The sequence below is a fragment of the Kordia antarctica genome, assembly GCF_009901525.1.
In the GTDB taxonomy this organism is placed as follows: Bacteria; Bacteroidota; Bacteroidia; order Flavobacteriales; family Flavobacteriaceae; genus Kordia; species Kordia antarctica.
The window spans coordinates 4,822,451-4,849,219 of record NZ_CP019288.1 but is presented as its reverse complement, the minus strand read 5'-3'; the positions used below and the strand labels follow the sequence as shown (position 1 = coordinate 4,849,219).

Annotated in this window: 1 protein-coding gene (running past one end of the window); it reads right to left on the bottom strand. The window is 41.7% G+C overall.

The genetic code is table 11. The annotated features are described in order from the left end of the window. Positions 1-26,769: the 5' portion of a Calx-beta domain-containing protein gene (locus IMCC3317_RS23725; protein WP_160131297.1), read on the bottom strand. 24,066 nt of this gene lie to the left of the window's left edge; only the first 26,769 of its 50,835 coding nucleotides appear in the window; its start codon is at positions 26,767-26,769; its stop codon lies beyond the left edge, outside the window.

Sequence of the window (26,769 nt, the reverse complement as noted above, 5' to 3'; positions counted from 1 at the left end):
GGTCGAGTAATCATTTGGATCTGTTGCACTGTTATCAACCGTGGTAATACTTACAACCGTATCTACTGAACTTGGATTGTCAATACTTACTGGAACTGATGCGCTTCCGCCATTTTCTGCGATTGTTACATCTCCAACTGTAAATGCTGGTGTGTCATTATCTGTAATGGTTACTGTTCCGCTATCTGTTGCGTTGCTTGTGTTTCCACTAACTACGCTTCCGTTTACACTGAAGTCTTCCGTTGGTTCTCCTACTAAATCATCTGTGATTGGAATACTAACGTTCACAGTCGTTTGTCCTGCTGGGATTGTTGCAGTAACCGTTGTGGTCGAGTAATCCGCTGGATCTGTCGCTGAGTTATCTACTGTAGTGATACTTACAACCGTATCTACTGAACTTGGATTGTCAATACTTACTGGAACTGATGCGCTTCCGCCATTTTCTGCGATGGTTACATCTCCAACAGTAAATGCTGGTGTGTCGTTGTCTGTAATTGTTACCGTTCCGCTATCTGTTGCGTTGCTTGTGTTTCCACTAACTACGCTTCCGTTTACACTGAAGTCTTCCGTTGGTTCTCCAACTAAGTCATCTGTAATTGGAATACTAACGTTTACTGTTGTTTGTCCTGCTGGGATTGTTGCAGTAACTGTTGTGGTCGAGTAATCATTTGGATCTGTTGCACTGTTATCAACCGTGGTAATACTTACAACCGTATCTACTGAACTTGGATTGTCAATACTTACTGGAACTGATGCGCTACCGCCATTTTCTGCGATGGTTACATCACCTACTGTAAAAGCTGGTGTATCATTATCTGTGATGGTTACTGTTCCGCTATCTGTTGTGTTTGAAGTGTTTCCACTAACTACGCTTCCGTTTACACTGAAGTCTTCTGTTGGTTCTCCAACTAAATCATCTGTGATTGGAATTGATACATTCACTGTTGTTTGTCCTGCTGGGATTGTTGCAGTGACTGTAGTGGTCGAGTAATCATTTGGATCTGTTGCACTGTTATCAACCGTGGTAATACTTACAACCGTATCTACTGAACTTGGATTGTCAATACTTACTGGAACTGATGCGCTTCCGCCATTTTCTGCGATTGTTACATCTCCAACTGTAAATGCTGGTGTGTCGTTGTCTGTAATGGTTACTGTTCCGCTATCTGTTGCATTGCTCGTGTTTCCACTAACTACGCTTCCGTTAACTGTAAAGTTTTCTGTTGGTTCTCCAACTAAATCATCTGTGATTGGAATACTAACGTTTACTGTTGTTTGTCCTGCTGGGATTGTTGCAGTGACTGTTGTGGTCGAGTAATCATTTGGATCTGTCGCTGAGTTATCTACTGTAGTGATACTTACAACGGTATCTACACTACTTGGATTGTCAATACTTACTGGAACTGATGCGCTTCCGCCATTTTCTGCGATCGTTACATCTCCAACTGTAAATGCTGGTGTGTCGTTATCTGTAATGGTTACTGTTCCGTTATCTGTTGCATTGCTCGTGTTTCCACTTACTACACTTCCGTTTACACTGAAGTCTTCTGTTGGTTCTCCAACTAAATCATCTGTGATTGGAATACTAACATTCACGCTCGTTTGTCCTGCTGGAATCGTTGCAGTTACTGTTGTGGTCGAGTAATCATTTGGATCTGTCGCTGAGTTATCTACTGTAGTGATCGATACAACTGTATCTACACTACTTGGATTTGCGATACTTACTGGAACACTTGCTGGTCCTGCGTTTTCTGCAAGCGTTACATCTCCAACTGTGAATGCTGGTGTATCGTTATCTGTAATAGTTACTGTTCCGCTATCGGTTGCATTGCTCGTGTTTCCACTTACAACGTTTCCGTTTACACTGAAGTTTTCCGTTGGTTCTCCTACTAAATCATCTGTGATTGGAATACTAACGTTCACAGTCGTTTGTCCCGCTGGAATTGTTGCAGTGACTGTCGTGGTTGTATAATCCGCTGGATTAACCGCAGTGTTATCTACTGTAGTGATGGATACTACTGTATCTACACTACTTGGATTTGCTATGCTAACTGGTACTGATGCTTGTCCAGCGTTTTCTGCGATCGTTACATCACCTACAACGAACGCTGGTGTATTAGCATCTGTGATTGTTACTGTTCCACTTGGATCTGTATTATTTGTGTTACCACTTGTTACAGTTCCATTAACTGTGAAATCTTCAGTTGGTTCTCCTGTAAGATCAGCGACAATTGGAATACTAACATTAACGCTTGTTTGACCCGCTGGAATTGTTACAGTTACAGTAGTGCTAGTATAATCATTTGGATTAACCGCTGTGTTATCTACTGTAGTGATACTAACTACCGTATCTACTGAGCTTGGATTGCTGATGCTGACAGGAACATTTGCCGTACCTACTGATTCAGTTACTGTTAAATTACCTATTACTATTACTGGTGTGTCGTTATCTGTAATGGTTACTGTTCCGCTATCTGTTGCATTGCTCGTGTTTCCACTTACTACGCTTCCGTTTACACTAAAGTTTTCTGTTGGTTCTCCAACTAAATCATCCGTGATTGGAATACTAACATTTACTGTTGTCTGTCCTGCTGGAATTGTTGCAGTAACGGTCGTTGTGGTGTAATCCGCTGGATTAACCGCTGTATTATCTACAGTAGTGATCGATACAACTGTATCTACTGAACTTGGATTAGCAATGCTAACTGGAACTGATGCGCTACCGCCGTTTTCTGCGATCGTTACATCTCCAACAGTAAATGCTGGTGTATCATTATCTGTGATGGTTACGGTTCCGCTATCTGTTGTGTTTGATGTGTTTCCACTTACTACGCTTCCATTTACCGTAAAGTCTTCTGTTGGTTCTCCTACTAAATCATCTGTAATTGGAATACTAACATTAACTGTTGTCTGTCCTGCTGGAATTGTTGCAGTGACTGTCGTGGTCGAGTAATCATTTGGATCTGTTGCACTGTTATCAACCGTGGTAATACTTACTACCGTATCTACTGAACTTGGATTGTCAATACTCACAGGAACTGATGCCGATCCGCCATTTTCTGCGATCGTTACATCACCTACTGTGAATGCTGGTGTATCATTATCTGTGATGGTTACTGTTCCGCTATCTGTTGTATTGCTTGTGTTTCCACTTACTACACTTCCGTTTACACTGAAGTCTTCTGTTGGTTCTCCAACTAAATCATCTGTAATTGGAATTGATACGTTCACAGTTGTTTGTCCTGCTGGAATTGTTGCAGTGACTGTTGTGGTCGAGTAATCATTTGGATCAGTTGCAGAGTTATCAACCGTGGTAATACTCACTACTGTATCTACTGAACTTGGATTGTTTATACTTACTGGAACTGATGCGCTTCCGCCATTTTCTGCGATCGTTACATCTCCAACTGTAAAGGCTGGTGTGTCGTTATCTGTAATGGTTACTGTTCCGCTATCTGTTGCATTGCTCGTGTTTCCACTTACAACGTTTCCGTTTACACTGAAGTTTTCCGTTGGTTCTCCTACTAAATCATCGGTAATTGGAATACTAACATTAACTGTTGTCTGTCCTGCTGGGATTGTTGCAGTAACCGTTGTGGTCGAGTAATCATTTGGATCTGTCGCTGTGTTATCTACTGTAGTGATACTTACAACGGTATCTACTGAGCTTGGATTGTCAATACTTACTGGAACTGATGCCGATCCGCCATTTTCTGCGATTGTTACATCTCCAACAGTAAACGCTGGTGTGTCGTTATCTGTAATGGTTACTGTTCCGCTATCTGTTGCATTGCTCGTGTTTCCACTAACTACGCTTCCGTTTACACTGAAGTTTTCTGTTGGTTCTCCAACTAAATCATCTGTGATTGGAATACTAACGTTTACTGTTGTTTGTCCTGCTGGGATTGTTGCAGTAACTGTTGTTGACGAGTAATCATTTGGATCTGTCGCTGAGTTATCTACTGTAGTGATACTCACTACTGTATCTACTGAGCTTGGATTGTCAATACTTACTGGAACACTTGCTGGTCCTGCGTTTTCTACGATGGTTACATCACCTACTGTAAATGCTGGTGTGTCGTTATCTGTGATGGTTACTGTTCCGCTATCTGTTGTGTTTGAAGTGTTTCCACTAACTACGCTTCCGTTTACACTGAAGTCTTCTGTTGGTTCTCCAACTAAATCATCTGTGATTGGAATTGATACATTAACTGTTGTTTGTCCTGCTGGAATCGTAGCAGTAACGGTCGTTGTCGAGTAATCATTTGGATCTGTAGCACTGTTATCAACCGTTGTGATTGATACTACCGTATCTACACTACTTGGGTTTGCGATACTTACTGGAACACTTGCTGGTCCTGCGTTTTCTACGATGGTTACATCTCCAACTGTGAATGCTGGTGTGTCGTTATCTGTGATGGTTACTGTTCCGCTATCTGTTGTGTTTGATGTGTTTCCACTTACAACGTTTCCGTTAACTGTAAAGTTTTCCGTTGGTTCTCCTACTAAATCATCTGTGATTGGAATTGATACGTTCACGGTCGTTTGTCCTGCTGGAATTGTTGCAGTAACCGTTGTGGTCGAGTAATCCGCTGGATTAACCGCTGAGTTATCTACTGTAGTGATTGATACAACCGTATCTACACTACTTGGGTTTGCGATACTAACTGGTACACTTGCTGGTCCAGCGTTTTCTGCGATGGTTACATCACCTACTGTAAAGGCTGGCGTGTCGTTATCTGTAATTGTTACTGTTCCGCTATCTGTTGCATTGCTCGTGTTTCCACTAACTACGCTTCCGTTTACACTGAAGTCTTCCGTTGGTTCCCCAACTAAATCATCTGTGATTGGAATTGATACATTCACTGTTGTTTGTCCTGCTGGAATTGTTGCAGTTACTGTAGTGGTCGAGTAATCCGCTGGATTAACCGCAGTATTATCTACAGTAGTGATACTTACAACGGTATCTACACTACTTGGATTGTCAATGCTTACTGGAACTGATGCGCTACCGCCATTTTCTGCGATTGTTACATCTCCAACAGTAAACGCTGGTGTGTCGTTATCTGTAATTGTTACTGTTCCGCTATCTGTGGTGTTTGATGTGTTTCCACTTACTACGCTTCCGTTTACACTAAAGTCTTCCGTTGGTTCTCCTACTAAATCATCCGTAATTGGAATTGATACATTCACTGTTGTTTGTCCTGCTGGAATTGTTGCAGTGACTGTAGTGGTCGAGTAATCCGCTGGATTAACCGCAGTATTATCTACAGTAGTGATACTTACAACGGTATCTACACTACTTGGATTGTCAATGCTTACTGGAACTGATGCGCTACCGTCATTTTCTGCGATTGTTACATCTCCAACAGTAAATGCTGGCGTATCATTATCTGTAATTGTTACTGTTCCGCTATCTGTGGTGTTTGATGTGTTTCCACTTACTACACTTCCGTTTACACTGAAGTTTTCCGTTGGTTCTCCTACTAAATCATCCGTAATTGGAATTGATACATTCACTGTTGTTTGTCCTGCTGGAATTGTTGCAGTGACTGTAGTGGTCGAGTAATCATTTGGATCTGTTGCACTGTTATCAACCGTGGTAATACTTACAACCGTATCTACTGAACTTGGATTGTCAATACTTACTGGAACTGATGCGCTTCCGCCATTTTCTGCGATTGTTACATCTCCAACTGTAAATGCTGGTGTGTCGTTATCTGTGATTGTTACTGTTCCGCTGTCTGTTGTGTTACTTGTGTTTCCACTTACTACTGTTCCATTAACTGTAAGATTTTCCGTTGGCTCTCCTACTAAATCATCCGTAATTGGAATTGATACATTCACTGTTGTTTGTCCTGCTGGAATCGTAGCAGTAACTGTCGTGGTCGAGTAATCCGCTGGATTAACCGCTGTGTTATCTACTGTAGTGATACTTACAACCGTATCTACTGAACTTGGATTGTCAATACTTACTGGTACTGATGCACTTCCGCCGTTTTCTGCGATCGTTACATCTCCAACTGTAAAGGCTGGTGTGTCGTTGTCTGTGATGGTTACTGTTCCGCTATCTGTTGTGTTTGAAGTGTTTCCACTAACTACGCTTCCGTTTACACTAAAGTCTTCTGTTGGTTCTCCAACTAAATCATCTGTGATTGGAATACTAACGTTCACGGTCGTTTGTCCTGCTGGGATTGTTGCAGTGACTGTTGTGGTCGAGTAATCATTTGGATCAGTTGCAGAGTTATCTACAGTAGTGATCGATACAACAGTATCTACACTACTTGGATTTGCGATACTTACTGGTACACTTGCTGGTCCAGCGTTTTCTGCAAGCGTTACATCACCTACTGTAAAGGCTGGTGTGTCGTTATCTGTAATGGTTACTGTTCCGCTATCTGTTGTGTTTGATGTGTTTCCACTTACTACGCTTCCATTGACTGTAAAGTTTTCCGTTGGTTCTCCTACTAAATCATCGGTAATTGGAATACTAACATTAACTGTTGTCTGTCCTGCTGGAATCGTAGCAGTTACTGTCGTGGTCGAGTAATCCGCTGGATCAGTCGCTGAGTTATCTACTGTAGTGATACTTACTACTGTATCTACTGAACTTGGATTGTCAATACTTACTGGAACTGATGCGCTTCCGCCATTTTCTGCGATGGTTACATCACCTACTGTAAAGGCTGGTGTGTCGTTATCTGTAATGGTAACTGTTCCGCTATCTGTGGTGTTTGAGGTGTTTCCACTTACTACGTTTCCGTTAACTGTAAAGTTTTCCGTTGGTTCTCCTACTAAATCATCTGTGATTGGAATACTTACGTTCACAGTTGTTTGTCCTGCTGGAATTGTTGCAGTAACTGTCGTGGTCGAGTAATCCGCTGGATTAACCGCAGTATTATCTACAGTAGTAATCGATACAACCGTATCTACACTACTTGGATTTGCGATACTTACTGGTACACTTGCTGGTCCTGCGTTTTCTGCAAGCGTTACATCTCCAACTGTGAATGCTGGTGTGTCATTATCAGTGATGGTTACTGTTCCGCTATCTGTTGTATTGCTTGTGTTTCCACTTACTACACTTCCGTTTACACTGAAGTCTTCTGTTGGTTCTCCAACTAAATCATCCGTGATTGGAATTGATACATTCACGGTCGTTTGTCCTGCTGGGATTGTTGCAGTAACTGTCGTGGTCGAGTAATCTGCTGGATCAGTCGCTGAGTTATCTACTGTAGTGATACTTACAACGGTATCTAAACTACTTGGGTTTGCGATACTTACTGGAACTGATGCGCTACCGCCATTTTCTGCGATTGTTACATCTCCTATAACGAACGCTGGTGTGTCGTTATCTGTAATGGTTACTGTTCCGCTATCTGTTGTGTTGCTCGTGTTTCCACTAACTACGCTTCCGTTTACACTGAAGTCTTCCGTTGGTTCTCCAACTAAATCATCGGTAATTGGAATTGATACATTCACGGTCGTTTGTCCTGCTGGAATTGTTGCAGTGACTGTTGTGGTCGTATAATCCGCTGGATCAGTCGCTGAGTTATCTACTGTAGTAATCGATACAACTGTATCTACTGAACTTGGATTGTCAATACTTACTGGAACTGATGCCGATCCGCCATTTTCTGCGATGGTTACATCACCTACAACGAACGCTGGTGTGTCGTTATCTGTGATGGTTACTGTTCCGCTATCTGTGGTGTTGCTTGTGTTTCCACTTACTACGTTTCCGTTAACTGTAAAGTTTTCCGTTGGTTCTCCTACTAAATCATCTGTGATTGGAATACTTACATTCACTGTTGTTTGTCCTGCTGGAATTGTTGCAGTTACTGTTGTTGACGAGTAATCCGCTGGATTAACCGCTGAGTTATCTACTGTAGTGATACTCACTACTGTATCTACTGAACTTGGATTGTCAATACTCACAGGAACTGATGCGCTTCCGCCATTTTCTGCGATCGTTACATCTCCAACTGTAAAAGCTGGTGTGTCATTATCAGTGATGGTTACTGTTCCGCTATCTGTTGCGTTTGAAGTGTTTCCACTTACAACGTTTCCGTTAACTGTAAAGTTCTCTGTTGGTTCTCCAATTAAATCATCTGTGATCGGAATGGATACATTAACTGTCGTTTGTCCTGCTGGGATTGTTGCAGTGACTGTTGTGGTCGAGTAATCCGCTGGATTAACCGCTGTGTTATCTACTGTAGTGATGGATACTACTGTATCTACACTACTTGGATTTGCTATGCTAACTGGTACTGATGCTTGTCCAGCGTTTTCTGCGATCGTTACATCACCTACAACGAACGCTGGTGTATTAGCATCTGTGATTGTTACTGTTCCACTTGGATCTGTATTATTTGTGTTACCACTTGTTACAGTTCCATTAACTGTGAAATCTTCAGTTGGTTCTCCTGTAAGATCAGCGACAATTGGAATACTAACATTAACGCTTGTTTGACCCGCTGGAATTGTTACAGTTACAGTAGTGCTAGTATAATCATTTGGATTAACCGCTGTGTTATCTACTGTAGTGATACTAACTACCGTATCTACTGAGCTTGGATTGCTGATGCTGACAGGAACATTTGCCGTACCTACTGATTCAGTTACTGTTAAATTACCTATTACTATTACTGGTGTGTCGTTATCTGTAATGGTTACTGTTCCGCTATCTGTTGCATTGCTCGTGTTTCCACTTACTACGCTTCCGTTTACACTAAAGTTTTCTGTTGGTTCTCCAACTAAATCATCCGTGATTGGAATACTAACGTTCACAGTCGTTTGTCCTGCTGGGATTGTTGCAGTAACCGTTGTGGTCGAGTAATCCGCTGGATCTGTCGCTGAGTTATCTACTGTAGTGATACTTACAACCGTATCTACTGAACTTGGATTGTCAATACTTACTGGAACTGATGCGCTTCCGCCATTTTCTGCGATGGTTACATCTCCAACTGTAAATGCTGGTGTGTCATTATCTGTAATTGTTACTGTTCCGCTATCTGTGGTGTTTGATGTGTTTCCACTTACTACGCTTCCGTTTACACTAAAGTTTTCTGTTGGTTCTCCAACTAAATCATCGATGATTGGAATACTTACATTAACTGTTGTTTGTCCTGCTGGAATCGTAGCAGTGACTGTCGTGGTCGAGTAATCATTTGGATCTGTCGCTGTGTTATCTACTGTAGTGATACTTACAACGGTATCTACACTACTTGGGTTTGCGATACTTACTGGAACACTTGCTGGCCCTGCGTTTTCTGCCAGGGTAACATCTCCGACTGTAAAGGCTGGCGTGTCATTATCTGTAATTGTTACCGTTCCGCTATCTGTTGCGTTTGAGGTGTTTCCACTAACTACGCTTCCGTTTACACTAAAGTCTTCTGTTGGTTCTCCAACTAAATCATCTGTAATTGGAATACTAACGTTCACGGTCGTTTGTCCTGCTGGGATTGTTGCAGTTACTGTTGTGGTCGAGTAATCATTTGGATCTGTTGCACTGTTATCAACCGTGGTGATACTTACAACCGTATCTACACTACTTGGATTGTCAATACTCACAGGAACTGATGCGCTTCCGCCATTTTCTGCGATCGTTACATCACCTACTGTAAAGGCTGGTGTGTCATTATCTGTGATGGTTACTGTTCCGCTATCTGTTGTATTGCTCGTGTTTCCACTTACAACGTTTCCGTTTACACTGAAGTCTTCCGTTGGTTCCCCAACTAAATCATCTGTGATTGGAATTGATACATTCACTGTTGTTTGTCCTGCTGGGATTGTTGCAGTTACTGTTGTGGTCGAGTAATCATTTGGATCTGTCGCTGAGTTATCTACTGTAGTGATCGATACAACAGTATCTACACTACTTGGATTTGCGATACTTACTGGGACACTTGCTGGTCCTGCGTTTTCTGCGATGGTTACATCTCCAACAGTAAACGCTGGCGTATCATTATCTGTAATTGTTACCGTTCCGCTATCTGTTGCGTTTGATGTGTTTCCACTAACTACGCTTCCGTTTACACTGAAGTCTTCCGTTGGTTCTCCAACGATGTCATCTGTGATTGGAATACTAACATTCACGCTCGTTTGTCCTGCTGGAATCGTTGCAGTAACTGTCGTTGTCGAGTAATCCGCTGGATTAACCGCTGTGTTATCTACAGTAGTGATGGATACTACTGTATCTACACTACTTGGGTTTGCGATACTAACTGGTACACTTGCTGGTCCAGCGTTTTCTGCGATGGTTACATCACCTACTGTAAAGGCTGGCGTGTCATTATCTGTAATTGTTACTGTTCCGCTATCTGTTGCGTTTGATGTGTTTCCACTTACTACGTTTCCGTTAACTGTAAAGTTTTCCGTTGGTTCTCCTACTAAATCATCTGTGATTGGAATTGATACATTAACTGTGGTTTGTCCCGCTGGAATGGTTGCAGTAACTGTCGTGGTCGAGTAATCCGCTGGATTAACCGCAGTGTTATCTACTGTAGTAATCGATACAACCGTATCTACACTACTTGGGTTTGCGATACTTACTGGGACACTTGCTGGTCCTGCGTTTTCTGCAAGCGTTACATCTCCGACTGTAAAGGCTGGCGTGTCATTATCTGTAATTGTTACCGTTCCGCTATCTGTTGTATTGCTCGTGTTTCCACTTACAACGTTTCCGTTAACTGTAAAGTTTTCTGTTGGTTCTCCTACTAAATCATCTGTGATTGGAATTGATACATTCACTGTTGTTTGTCCTGCTGGGATTGTTGCAGTTACTGTAGTGGTCGAGTAATCATTTGGATCAGTCGCTGAGTTATCTACTGTAGTGATACTTACTACCGTATCTACTGAACTTGGATTGTCAATACTTACTGGAACTGATGCACTACCGCCATTTTCTGCGATTGTTACATCTCCAACAGTAAAGGCTGGCGTATCATTATCTGTAATTGTTACTGTTCCGCTATCTGTTGTATTGCTCGTGTTTCCACTTACTACGCTTCCGTTTACACTGAAGTCTTCCGTTGGTTCCCCAACTAAATCATCTGTAATTGGAATTGATACGTTCACAGTTGTTTGTCCTGCTGGGATTGTTGCAGTAACTGTTGTTGACGAGTAATCCGCTGGATTAACCGCAGTGTTATCTACAGTAGTGATCGATACAACTGTATCTACACTACTTGGATTGTCAATACTCACAGGAACTGATGCCGATCCGCCATTTTCTGCGATCGTTACATCACCTACTGTAAAGGCTGGTGTGTCATTATCTGTGATGGTTACTGTTCCGCTATCTGTTGCGTTTGAAGTGTTTCCACTAACTACGCTTCCGTTAACTGTAAAGTTTTCTGTTGGTTCTCCAACTAAATCATCTGTGATTGGAATTGATACATTCACTGTTGTTTGTCCTGCTGGAATTGTTGCAGTAACTGTCGTGGTCGAGTAATCCGCTGGATTAACCGCTGTGTTATCTACTGTAGTGATACTTACAACCGTATCTACTGAACTTGGATTGTCAATACTTACTGGTACTGATGCACTTCCGCCGTTTTCTGCGATCGTTACATCTCCAACTGTAAAGGCTGGTGTGTCGTTGTCTGTGATGGTTACTGTTCCGCTATCTGTTGTGTTTGAAGTGTTTCCACTAACTACGCTTCCGTTTACACTAAAGTCTTCTGTTGGTTCTCCAACTAAATCATCTGTGATTGGAATACTAACGTTCACGGTCGTTTGTCCTGCTGGGATTGTTGCAGTGACTGTTGTGGTCGAGTAATCATTTGGATCAGTTGCAGAGTTATCAACCGTGGTAATACTCACTACTGTATCTACTGAACTTGGATTGTCAATACTTACTGGAACTGATGCGCTTCCGCCGTTTTCTGCGATTGTTACATCACCTACTGTAAAGGCCGGCGTGTCGTTGTCTGTAATGGTTACTGTTCCGCTATCTGTTGCATTGCTCGTGTTTCCACTTACTACACTTCCGTTTACACTGAAGTCTTCTGTTGGTTCTCCAACTAAATCATCTGTGATTGGAATTGATACATTCACGGTGGTTTGTCCTGCTGGGATTGTTGCAGTAACTGTTGTTGACGAGTAATCCGCTGGATCTGTCGCTGAGTTATCTACTGTAGTGATACTCACTACCGTATCTACTGAACTTGGATTGTCAATACTTACTGGAACTGATGCGCTACCGCCATTTTCTGCGATGGTTACATCACCTACTGTAAAGGCTGGCGTGTCGTTATCTGTGATGGTTACTGTTCCGCTATCTGTTGTGTTTGATGTGTTTCCACTTACAACGTTTCCGTTAACTGTAAAGTTTTCTGTTGGTTCTCCTACTAAATCATCTGTGATTGGAATTGATACATTAACTGTTGTTTGTCCTGCTGGAATCGTAGCAGTTACTGTCGTGGTCGAGTAATCCGCTGGATTAACCGCTGTGTTATCTACAGTAGTGATACTTACAACAGTATCTACTGAACTTGGATTAGCAATGCTAACTGGAACACTTGCTGGTCCTGCGTTTTCTGCAAGCGTCACATCTCCAACTGTGAAAGCTGGTGTGTCATTATCTGTGATTGTTACTGTTCCGCTGTCTGTTGTATTACTTGTGTTTCCACTTACTACTGTTCCATTAACTGTAAGATTTTCCGTTGGCTCTCCAACTAAATCATCCGTGATTGGAATTGATACGTTTACGGTGGTTTGTCCTGCTGGGATTGTTGCAGTAACTGTCGTGGTCGAGTAATCCGCTGGATTAACCGCAGTATTATCTACTGTAGTAATCGATACAACAGTATCTACACTACTTGGATTTGCGATACTTACTGGTACACTTGCTGGTCCAGCGTTTTCTGCAAGCGTTACATCACCTACTGTAAAGGCTGGTGTGTCGTTATCTGTAATGGTTACTGTTCCGCTATCTGTTGTGTTTGATGTGTTTCCACTTACAACGTTTCCGTTAACTGTAAAGTTTTCCGTTGGTTCTCCTACTAAATCATCGGTAATTGGAATACTTACGTTTACTGTTGTTTGTCCTGCTGGGATTGTTGCAGTAACGGTCGTTGTCGAGTAATCCGCTGGATTAACCGCTGTGTTATCTACTGTAGTGATACTTACTACGGTATCTACACTACTTGGGTTTGCGATACTAACTGGTACACTTGCTGGTCCAGCGTTTTCTGCGATGGTTACATCACCTACTGTAAAGGCTGGCGTGTCGTTATCTGTAATTGTTACTGTTCCGCTATCTGTTGCGTTTGATGTGTTTCCACTTACTACGCTTCCATTGACTGTAAAGTTTTCCGTTGGTTCTCCTACTAAATCATCTGTGATTGGAATACTTACGTTTACTGTTGTTTGTCCTGCTGGGATTGTTGCAGTTACTGTCGTGGTCGAGTAATCATTTGGATCTGTCGCTGAGTTATCTACAGTAGTGATCGATACAACAGTATCTACACTACTTGGATTTGCGATACTTACTGGTACACTTGCTGGTCCAGCGTTTTCTGCAAGCGTTACATCACCTACTGTAAAGGCTGGCGTGTCGTTATCTGTAATGGTTACTGTTCCGCTGTCGGTTGCATTTGATGTATTTCCACTTACAACTGTTCCGTTAACTGTAAAGTTTTCAGTTGGTTCTCCTACTAAATCATCCGTAATTGGAATACTAACATTAACTGTTGTTTGTCCTGCTGGGATTGTTGCAGTAACCGTTGTGGTCGAGTAATCCGCTGGATTAACCGCTGTGTTATCTACAGTAGTGATGGATACTACTGTATCTACACTACTTGGGTTTGCTATGCTAACTGGTACTGATGCTTGTCCAGCGTTTTCTGCGATCGTTACATCACCTACAACGAACGCTGGTGTGTCATTGTCTGTAATGGTTACTGTTCCGCTATCTGTGGTGTTTGATGTGTTTCCACTAACTACGCTTCCGTTTACACTGAAGTCTTCCGTTGGTTCTCCTACTAAATCATCTGTGATTGGAATTGATACATTCACTGTTGTTTGTCCTGCTGGGATTGTTGCAGTTACTGTTGTGGTCGAGTAATCATTTGGATCTGTCGCTGAGTTATCTACTGTAGTGATCGATACAACAGTATCTACACTACTTGGATTTGCGATACTTACTGGGACACTTGCTGGTCCTGCGTTTTCTGCGATGGTTACATCTCCAACAGTAAACGCTGGCGTATCATTATCTGTAATTGTTACCGTTCCGCTATCTGTTGCGTTTGATGTGTTTCCACTAACTACGCTTCCGTTTACACTGAAGTCTTCCGTTGGTTCTCCAACGATGTCATCTGTGATTGGAATACTAACATTCACGCTCGTTTGTCCTGCTGGAATCGTTGCAGTAACTGTCGTTGTCGAGTAATCCGCTGGATTAACCGCTGTGTTATCTACAGTAGTGATGGATACTACTGTATCTACACTACTTGGGTTTGCGATACTAACTGGTACACTTGCTGGTCCAGCGTTTTCTGCGATGGTTACATCACCTACTGTAAAGGCTGGCGTGTCATTATCTGTAATTGTTACTGTTCCGCTATCTGTTGCGTTTGATGTGTTTCCACTTACTACGTTTCCGTTAACTGTAAAGTTTTCCGTTGGTTCTCCTACTAAATCATCTGTGATTGGAATTGATACATTAACTGTGGTTTGTCCCGCTGGAATGGTTGCAGTAACTGTCGTGGTCGAGTAATCCGCTGGATTAACCGCAGTGTTATCTACTGTAGTAATCGATACAACCGTATCTACACTACTTGGGTTTGCGATACTTACTGGGACACTTGCTGGTCCTGCGTTTTCTGCAAGCGTTACATCTCCGACTGTAAAGGCTGGCGTGTCATTATCTGTAATTGTTACCGTTCCGCTATCTGTTGTATTGCTCGTGTTTCCACTTACAACGTTTCCGTTAACTGTAAAGTTTTCTGTTGGTTCTCCTACTAAATCATCTGTGATTGGAATTGATACATTCACTGTTGTTTGTCCTGCTGGAATCGTAGCAGTTACTGTCGTTGTTGTGTAATCCGCTGGATTAACCGCAGTGTTATCTACTGTAGTAATCGATACAACCGTATCTACACTACTTGGGTTTGCGATACTTACTGGTACACTTGCTGGTCCTGCGTTTTCTGCAAGCGTTACATCTCCAACTGTGAATGCTGGTGTATCGTTATCTGTAATAGTTACTGTTCCGCTATCTGTTGCATTGCTCGTGTTTCCACTTACAACGTTTCCGTTAACTGTAAAGTTTTCTGTTGGTTCTCCTACTAAATCATCCGTGATTGGAATACTAACGTTCACGGTCGTTTGTCCTGCTGGAATCGTTGCAGTAACTGTCGTTGTCGAGTAATCCGCTGGATTAACCGCTGTGTTATCTACTGTAGTGATACTTACTACGGTATCTACACTACTTGGGTTTGCGATACTTACTGGAACACTTGCTGGTCCTGCGTTTTCTAAAAGCGTTACATCTCCAACTGTGAATGCTGGCGTGTCATTATCTGTAATGGTTACTGTTCCGCTGTCTGTTGCATTTGATGTATTTCCACTTACAACTGTTCCGTTAACTGTAAAGTTTTCAGTTGGTTCTCCTACTAAATCATCCGTAATTGGAATACTAACATTCACGGTGGTTTGTCCTGCTGGGATTGTTGCAGTAACTGTTGTGGTCGAGTAATCCGCTGGATTAACCGCAGTGTTATCTACTGTAGTGATTGATACAACCGTATCTACACTACTTGGATTTGCGATACTAACTGGTACACTTGCTGGTCCAGCGTTTTCTGCGAGCGTTACATCACCTACTGTGAATGCTGGTGTATCATTATCTGTAATGGTTACTGTTCCGCTGTCGGTTGCATTTGATGTATTTCCACTAACTACGCTTCCGTTTACACTAAAGTCTTCTGTTGGTTCTCCTACTAAATCATCCGTAATTGGAATACTAACATTAACTGTTGTTTGTCCTGCTGGAATCGTAGCAGTAACGGTCGTTGTCGAGTAATCCGCTGGATTAACCGCAGTATTATCTACAGTAGTGATTGATACAACCGTATCTACTGAACTTGGATTGTCAATACTTACTGGAACTGATGCGCTTCCGCCATTTTCTGCGATCGTTACATCTCCAACTGTAAATGCTGGTGTGTCGTTATCTGTAATGGTTACTGTTCCGCTGTCTGTTGCGTTGCTTGTGTTTCCACTTACTACACTTCCGTTTACACTAAAGTTTTCCGTTGGTTCTCCAACTAAATCATCGATGATTGGAATACTTACATTAACTGTTGTTTGTCCTGCTGGAATCGTAGCAGTAACTGTCGTGGTCGAGTAATCCGCTGGATTAACCGCTGTGTTATCTACTGTAGTGATACTTACAACCGTATCTACTGAACTTGGATTGTCAATACTTACTGGTACTGATGCACTTCCGCCGTTTTCTGCGATCGTTACATCTCCAACTGTAAAGGCTGGTGTGTCGTTGTCTGTGATGGTTACTGTTCCGCTATCTGTTGTGTTTGAAGTGTTTCCACTAACTACGCTTCCGTTTACACTAAAGTCTTCTGTTGGTTCTCCAACTAAATCATCTGTGATTGGAATACTAACGTTCACGGTCGTTTGTCCTGCTGGGATTGTTGCAGTGACTGTTGTGGTCGAGTAATCATTTGGATCAGTTGCAGAGTTATCAACCGTGGTAATACTCACTACTGTATCTACTGAACTTGGATTGTCAATACTTACTGGAACTGATGCGCTTCCGCCGTTTTCTGCGATTGTTACATCACCTACTGTAAAGGCCGGCGTGTCGTTGTCTGTAATGGTTACTGTTCCGCTATCTGTTGCATTGCTCGTGTTTCCACTAACTACGCTTCCATTGACTGTAAAGTTTTCCGTTGGTTCTCCAACTAAATCATCCGTAATTGGAATTGATACATTCACTGTTGTTTGTCCTGCTGGGATTGTTGCAGTAACTGTCGTGGTCGAGTAATCATTTGGATCTGTTGCACTGTTATCAACCGTGGTAATACTTACAACCGTATCTACTGAACTTGGATTGTCAATACTTACTGGAACTGATGCGCTACCGCCATTTTCTGCGATGGTTACATCACCTACTGTAAAGGCTGGCGTGTCGTTATCTGTGATGGTTACTGTTCCGCTATCTGTTGTGTTGCTCGTGTTTCCACTTACAACGTTTCCGTTAACTGTAAAGTTTTCTGTTGGTTCTCCTACTAAATCATCTGTGATTGGAATTGATACATTAACTGTTGTTTGTCCTGCTGGAATCGTAGCAGTTACTGTCGTGGTCGAGTAATCCGCTGGATTAACCGCTGTGTTATCTACAGTAGTGATACTTACAACAGTATCTACTGAACTTGGATTAGCAATGCTAACTGGAACACTTGCTGGTCCTGCGTTTTCTGCAAGCGTCACATCTCCAACTGTGAAAGCTGGTGTGTCGTTATCTGTGATTGTTACTGTTCCGCTGTCTGTTGTGTTACTTGTGTTTCCACTTACTACTGTTCCATTAACTGTAAGATTTTCCGTTGGCTCTCCAACTAAATCATCCGTGATTGGAATTGATACGTTTACGGTGGTTTGTCCTGCTGGGATTGTTGCAGTAACTGTCGTGGTCGAGTAATCCGCTGGATTAACCGCAGTATTATCTACAGTAGTGATACTTACAACAGTATCTACTGAACTTGGATTAGCAATGCTAACTGGAACACTTGCTGGTCCTGCGTTTTCTGCAAGCGTCACATCTCCAACTGTGAATGCTGGTGTGTCGTTATCGGTGATTGTTACTGTTCCGTTATCTGTTGCATTGCTCGTGTTTCCACTTACTACACTTCCGTTTACACTGAAGTTTTCGGTTGGTTCTCCAACTAAATCATCGGTAATTGGAATACTTACATTTACTGTCGTTTGTCCTGCTGGAATTGTTGCAGTAACTGTTGTGGTCGTATAATCATTAGGATCAGTCGCTGTATTATCTACAGTAGTGATTGAAACTACCGTATCTACACTACTTGGGTTTGCGATACTTACTGGAACACTTGCTGGTCCTGCTGTTTCAGCTAGGGTAACATCTCCAACTGTAAAGGCTGGTGTGTCGTTATCAGTAATGGTTACTGTTCCGCTATCTGTTGTATTGCTCGTGTTTCCACTAACTACGCTTCCGTTTACACTGAAGTCTTCCGTTGGTTCTCCAACTAAATCATCTGTGATTGGAATACTAACATTAACTGTTGTCTGTCCCGCTGGGATTGTTGCAGTGACTGTCGTGGTCGAGTAATCATTTGGATCTGTCGCTGAGTTATCTACTGTAGTGATCGATACAACAGTATCTACACTACTTGGATTTGCGATACTTACTGGAACACTTGCTGGTCCTGCAGTTTCAGCTAGCGTTATATCTCCAACTGTAAAGGCTGGCGTGTCGTTATCAGTGATTGTTACTGTTCCGCTATCGGTTGCGTTACTCGTGTTTCCACTTACTACGCTTCCGTTTACACTGAAGTCTTCCGTTGGTTCTCCAACTAAATCATCTGTTATTGGAATGGATACGTTTACTGTCGTTTGTCCTGCTGGAATCGTAGCAGTGACTGTCGTGGTCGAGTAATCCGCTGGATTAACCGCAGTATTATCTACAGTAGTGATTGATACAACTGTATCTACACTACTTGGGTTTGCGATACTTACTGGAACACTTGCTGGTCCTGCAGTTTCAGCTAGGGTAACATCTCCAACTGTAAAGGCTGGCGTGTCGTTATCTGTAATGGTTACTGTTCCGCTATCGGTTGCATTTGAGGTGTTTCCACTAACTACGCTTCCGTTTACACTAAAGTTTTCTGTTGGTTCTCCAACTAAATCATCCGTAATTGGAATTGATACGTTTACTGTCGTTTGTCCTGCTGGAATCGTAGCAGTGACTGTCGTGGTTGTATAATCCGCTGGATTAACCGCTGTATTATCTACAGTAGTGATTGATACAACTGTATCTACACTACTTGGATTTGCGATACTTACTGGTACACTTGCTGGTCCAGCTGTCTCAGCTAGGGTAACATCTCCAACTGTAAAGACTGGTGTGTCATTATCAGTGATTGTTACTGTTCCACTATCTGTTGCGTTTGATGTATTTCCACTTACAACTGTTCCGTTAACTGTAAAGTTTTCTGTTGGTTCTCCAACTAAATCATCTGTAATTGGAATAGATACATTAACGGTGGTTTGTCCTGCTGGGATTGTTGCAGTGACCGTTGTTGTTGTATAATCCGCTGGATTAACCGCTGTATTATCTACAGTAGTGATACTTACAACAGTATCTACTGAACTTGGATTTGCGATACTCACTGGAATACTTGCTGGTCCAGCTGTCTCAGCTAGGGTAACATCTCCAACTGTAAAGGCTGGTGTGTCATTATCAGTAATGGTTACTGTTCCACTATCTGTTGTATTGCTCGTGTTTCCACTTACAACGTTTCCGTTAACTGTAAAGTTTTCCGTTGGTTCTCCTACTAAATCGTCCGTAATTGGAATACTAACATTAACTGTTGTTTGTCCTGCTGGGATTGTTGCAGTAACTGTTGTGGTCGAGTAATCCGCTGGATTAACCGCTGTGTTATCTACTGTAGTGATTGATACAACCGTATCTACACTACTTGGGTTTGCGATACTTACTGGTACACTTGCTGGCCCTGCGTTTTCTGCGATCGTTACATCACCTACAACGAACGCTGGTGTGTCATTGTCTGTAATGGTTACTGTTCCGCTATCTGTTGCGTTTGATGTGTTTCCACTAACTACGCTTCCGTTTACACTGAAGTCTTCCGTTGGTTCTCCTACTAAATCATCTGTGATTGGAATTGATACATTAACTGTTGTTTGTCCTGCTGGGATTGTTGCAGTAACTGTCGTGGTCGTATAATCCGCTGGATTAACCGCTGTGTTATCTACTGTAGTGATACTTACTACGGTATCTACACTACTTGGGTTTGCGATACTTACTGGGACACTTGCTGGTCCTGCGTTTTCTGCAAGCGTTACATCTCCAACTGTGAATGCTGGTGTGTCATTATCAGTAATTGTTACTGTTCCGCTATCTGTTGCATTGCTCGTGTTTCCACTTACAACGTTTCCGTTAACTGTAAAGTTTTCCGTTGGTTCTCCTACTAAATCATCTGTGATTGGAATACTTACGTTCACAGTGGTTTGTCCTGCTGGGATTGTTGCAGTAACTGTTGTTGACGAGTAATCCGCTGGATTAACGGCGGTATTATCTACAGTAGTGATACTTACAACAGTATCTACTGAACTTGGATTTGCGATACTCACTGGAATACTTGCTGGTCCTGCTGTTTCAGCTAGGGTAACATCTCCAACTGTAAAGGCTGGCGTGTCATTATCTGTAATGGTTACTGTTCCGCTATCTGTTGCGTTTGATGTATTTCCACTAACTACGCTTCCGTTTACACTGAAGTCTTCCGTTGGTTCTCCTACTAAATCATCTGTGATTGGAATTGATACATTAACTGTTGTTTGTCCTGCTGGGATTGTTGCAGTAACTGTCGTGGTCGAGTAATCCGCTGGATTAACCGCTGTGTTATCTACTGTAGTGATACTTACTACGGTATCTACACTACTTGGGTTTGCGATACTTACTGGGACACTTGCTGGTCCTGCGTTTTCTGCAAGCGTTACATCTCCAACTGTGAATGCTGGTGTGTCATTATCAGTAATTGTTACTGTTCCGCTATCTGTTGCATTGCTCGTGTTTCCACTTACAACGTTTCCGTTAACTGTAAAGTTTTCCGTTGGTTCTCCTACTAAATCATCTGTGATTGGAATACTTACGTTCACAGTGGTTTGTCCTGCTGGGATTGTTGCAGTAACTGTTGTTGACGAGTAATCCGCTGGATTAACGGCGGTATTATCTACAGTAGTGATACTTACAACAGTATCTACTGAACTTGGATTTGCGATACTCACTGGAATACTTGCTGGTCCTGCTGTTTCAGCTAGGGTAACATCTCCAACTGTAAAGGCTGGCGTGTCATTATCTGTAATGGTTACTGTTCCGCTATCTGTTGCGTTTGATGTATTTCCACTTACAACTGTTCCGTTAACTGTAAAGTTTTCAGTTGGTTCTCCAACTAAATCATCCGTAATTGGAATTGATACGCTTACAGTGGTTTGTCCTGCTGGAATTGTTGCAGTTACTGTCGTGGTTGTATAATCCGCTGGATTAACCGCTGTGTTATCTACAGTAGTAATCGATACAACTGTATCTACACTACTTGGATTTGCGATACTTACTGGTACACTTGCTGGTCCAGCGTTTTCTGCAAGCGTTACATCTCCGACTGTAAAGGCTGGATTAACAGTTAAATTTGCATCTTGTGAGTCTATTAATATACATGAGTTTTCACTATGAGTAACGATTAGTTGATAATCATATCCGTTGTAAGTACTAGGTATATTTGTTAAAGTTAGTGTGTTTGTGTTGAATCCTGAATATGTTGGATTTGTTCCTGCGGCAGTGATGTTAGTCCAAGTTGTACCATTGTTAGTACTTTCTTGCCATTGGTATGCTATGTTAGCTGAAGAGTCTGTTGCTGGAGGAACTGTATAGTTTGGTGTTCCAGAAGCATATGTAGTTGTTGATTGTGAACTTGCAGCCGCTGTAAAAGTAGCGTTTCCACCTACACCTGTCGTTTGACTAGTTGGTTCTGTTGTGATTGCTGCTTGCGTAGCTGTAGTTACATTTGCATTTGTTGCTTGTGGGCTTCCTGTATTTGTAGGAACTCCATTAGCATCAACAGCACCTTCATCAGCATCTGCTAAATTGTTACTAGAAGTTAAATCTGCAGCAGTGAAATTTGCCGCTCCTTCAATAGCATCTACACAACCATCATTATCGCTGTCTGTATCTAAATAATCTGGAGTATTATCACCATCTGTATCTACACAAGTTGTAATTTGATTAGTAAAAGTAAACGCAAGTCTTTCTCCTGAATAAACTTGAATGTCTTGTTTTATAAATCTATATCTCTTTATAAGTTCGCCAGAAGCTGAAGACAAATTAACTCTAGAATTATGATTTTCTGCTCCTGAAATAGTATATTGAAACACTCCACCACCTAAATCTGTGACTGGAGATAAAGTTCCTGTTCCTCCAATTTGAACTAGCACAATATCAGATGGTGAAGTGTACAAGCCGGTAGTAGACCAAGTTTCTATTGTAAATGTAAATACTTGAGCATCGAAATCTACGATATCTAATGAATTTGCTGAAACAAAAGAATTATTCAAGGTTGTTTGAGACACCATATCTGCATCTACATCTACAGTACCTAAGATACCACCAGCTTGATCCGACCTAAAAAATGTAACGCCTATCGAATTAGCATCTACAGCTGTCTCTCTAACATCTGCATATATGTATGTACCATCTTGTGCAACTGGAGAAGAAGGAAAGGCTAGATTATTTACCACTCCTGATCTTGGAGTAAAACCAGTTCCTGTTGTTGCTAATAAGCCTCCTAAATTCTCGTTACTCGTTGTACCACTACACTCAACAGTATCTAAAATACCATCATTGTCATCATCTAAGTCGGTATTATCATCTACACCATCATTATCAACATCATTAGTAACAATAACAGTAAGGTTTGCATCTTGTGAGTCTATGAGTATACATTCGTTTTCGCTATGAGTAACAATTAATTGGTAATCATATCCATTATGTGTAACTGGTACATTGGTTAGCGTTAATGAATTCGTCGTGAATCCTGAATATGTTGGATTTGTTCCTGCGGCAGTGATGTTAGTCCAAGTTGTACCATTGTTAGTACTTTCTTGCCATTGGTATGCTATGTTAGCTGAAGAGTCTGTTGCTGGAGGAACTGTATAGTTTGGTGTTCCAGAAGCATATGTAGTTGTTGATTGTGAACTTGCAGCCGCTGTAAAAGTAGCGTTTCCACCTTCAATTGTAGATTGACTAGTTGGTTCTGTTGTGATTGCTGCTTGCGTAGCTGTAGTTACATTTGCATTTGTTGCTTGTGGACTTCCTGTGTTTGTAGGAACTCCATTAGCACCAACTGCACCTTCATCATCATCTGCTAAGTTGTTACTAGAAGTTAAATCTGCGGCAGTGAAATTTGCTGCTCCTTCAATAGCGTCAACACAACCATCATTATCACTATCGGTGTCTAAGAAATCTGGTGTGTTATCTCCGTCCGTATCTATTGATGGACATGCATCGAAAGACATTTCTAATACATCTGATCCATTTCCGTCAAGACCTACTCCTGTTACTTGGAATGTTAGTGTTGTTACTGTACCATATACTTGAATACTACCTGCCGCAGTACCAAATCCTGCTGTATCAGCATTTCCTGAAACCACTATTGGAGTTCCACTACCTAAGTTTTGGTTAGGATCACGGTAGAATTGTTTTGAACTTACTATTAGTTGGTTGTTCCCTGATATTTTTGCCATTGAAAGATCTGCATTTTGCAGTGTCCACAATGAAGAGTTTGATATGTAGTTTCCTGAAGAAACTTGTCTGTTTCCTCCTAATCTGTCAATGTGTATAATTGGATTGTAAACAGGTTGCGCATACGTAATTGTTATTGTTCCTGTTACGGCATCATCTGCAGCAGCATTTGATGGTTCTGGCGTTGTATCCCATGCAAATAAAAATTCTAATGAGTTTGAACCTTGAACAGCGGCATCAGAATAGAAAGGATCTGTTGTCATTGTACCGTTTGGCGTGTATGCTACATTTCCGCCTGCTGGAATTGTGCTTCCAAAAGTAATTCCAACGGGTCCAGCTGTGTTTGCATATGGGTTACTTCCTGTCCAAGGACTTGAAGTTATTGGTCTTGACGCACAAACATTTTCGTTGTCATCAATGATTCCGTCGTTGTCATTATCAATATCAGCACTATCTACTACACCATCATTGTCAGTATCAACAGCTGTTGATGTTGAACAGGTTGCTGGCGGCGCTACCGTTACATCTACTAATTGACATGATCCGTCTGCATCATCTGTTATTGTAAATACTATGTTTCCTGCGGAAATAGCAAATGGTCCAAATTGTTCGGGTGCATCATAAGAAATGTTTGCTCGCGTAATACCTCCCGTAACACTGTATGTTGGTGCTAAAATAGTTCCGTTAGGACTAATGTAAAATGTAAATGTATCATCTGTGTCATCAAGTGGAGTTCCATTGTCATCACAAAATACTGATGATACAGAGGCATTAGTTAAATTACACGTGGCACATGCTGTAGTATTTCCTGAGTTTGTAACTGCCAAATTGGTTCCTGTGTAACCACCTTGTCCGGTTACTCTACCATTTGTAGCATTTACTGTAACTGGCGAGTTTCCAAGTATTCCGTCAGCATCTCCATCTGTATGTCCTGCTTCTAGTGTATCAAAACACGCATCTCCATCACTATCAAGATCAAATGTATTTATTGTTCCATCACCATCTGTATCTAAATTAGTACAAACACCATTTGCATTTAAAGTACAAAAATCTGGATCTTGGTAATTTATAATTCCGTCTCCATCTGAATCTCCTACAGGATCATCAGCTAAACAACTAAAAGAATCTGTTACAATTGAATTTATTAAGAAATTATCTGATTGCGAGAACGTAGTTGTATCGCTTGGCGACCCAAAAGTTCGGTTCACTATCGTAACTCCATCTAGTATAATTCTGTACGAGTTTCCTTGTATACCATCCCCAAAACTATCATTAATTATAAACGTATGATTCCCGTTTTCTGTTATGGTTATTGATTGTGTTACTGTTACATTTCCGGTTGTGTATGTTCCTTGTGCTACTGAAGCGAGAGCTGTTCCACTTCTTGAAAGCGTCCATCCTGTTTCCGTTGAAAACTGATCTAAGTCTATTTGAATTTCAATAACATCATCAACGTTTAATGGGATAGGATCCGTTGCACAAAATTCTTGTGTATCTAATATTCCATCATTATCATCATCTTCATCACAAAAATCAGCTACACCATCTAAATCAGTATCTACATTTCCTGCAATTGATAGATCACAATAATCTATATTACAGTTAGTTTGTTGTACAAATGTTGTTATTGTACAAGTACCTGTTGTGTTGTCAGTTATTGTAATTGTATATAGTGTGTTATTAGCTGAACCATCCTGTAATCTAAAGGTTGTTGCCGAACCATATGTTCCTGTAGCTGGTGTTACTACTCCTCCGTTGTTAGCCGTAACTGTATACGTAGAAACTAAATCTGTTCCTGTTGGGTTTAAGTCAAAACTTGCGTAATCGTCTGATCGAACGCGTGTTGAATTATTATTACACGTTTCATTTGTTTTTCCTGCATCTGCTATGTTACAATTTGAACATTCTATTGTAAAAGCAGTAGTAATTCCTGCATCTGTAACTACTTTACCTGCTGCACCAGCTAAGGCTCCGTTACCTGTTAAAATATTACCACTATTTACAGCTGTAGTTGTAATTGCAGTAGTACTTATAATAAATCCACCACCTCCAGGACCTCCATATTCTGTAAAAATTGGTGCTGGCCCTGCTTGTGTTGTTGCATCTCCACCACGTGCAAATGCTCTTACTTGCGCATTAATAGTGGCAGCTTGCACTACAATATATCCTGCTCCACCTGCTCCACCTGTTACTTTTGAAGATTGACCTCCAAAAGTATATGTACCTGCATTTGGTCCTGCGTCACCGTCACTTACTATATCTCTATTTGATCCGTTTGTTGTTATATTATTAGCAAGTACAATTACAATTCCCCCACCGTTTCCAGTTGCTGGTGCCCATTCTGCTTCAGATCCTCCAGCAGCTCCCATGAATAATCGTAAGTTACTTGCTGTATCAAACACACTTCCTGAAGCTGGTGCTGCGGTTCCTGAAATAGTTGTACCAGCTCCTCCACTAGTACCACCACCACCATAACCACCACCACCACCACCTGAACCAAGTGTTGCGTCTGTTGAGTTTGCTCCATTACCACCTACTCCTGCTCCTCCATCTGGGGCTCCTTGTCCTGCTTCACAGCCTCCGTGTCCACCACGTCCTGTTCCTCCTGATAAAGGTGCTGGGTCTGAAAAGTCTCCACCAAAATACAAAGGATCTGTTCCCCAAGTATCATCTGGTGAAGTTAAAGCTGCGGCAGATTCACCACAGTTACTTGGAGTGAAACTTGCTGTTGTATTTCTTCCAAAGAAACCATCTCCAGAAGCATTTATGTTAGCATTCATTGTAATATTATTATCACATGCATCTATATAAACAACTCCTCCTGTAGTTCCATTCCATGGTTGTGCTGATACTGCACCTACTACGGTTACATCACTTGTATATTTAGCAATTCTTACGAGCTGTACTCTTTCCGTTCCAGGTGTAAATGTTTTGGTAACTGACGTATCAATCGTTAATGTAGTCCCAGCAATGTTCGTAATTTTTGCTAAGTGGTAATTACCCGCGCCATTGTCAACTCCTGCTGCGTTTCCGCCACCACTAATACCTGTCATTTGGATAATCATTACAGGATCATTGATTGCTAGACCAGCACTACTTCCTACGGTTACACTTGTTCCGCTTACAGCAGAAACTGTAGTGTATGAGTTTACTACTCCAGAAATATTTTGTGCATTAGCGCTGAATAAAAATAGTAATGCCACTGTTAGTGCTACTCCTATTTTTGATGTAATTTTTTTCAT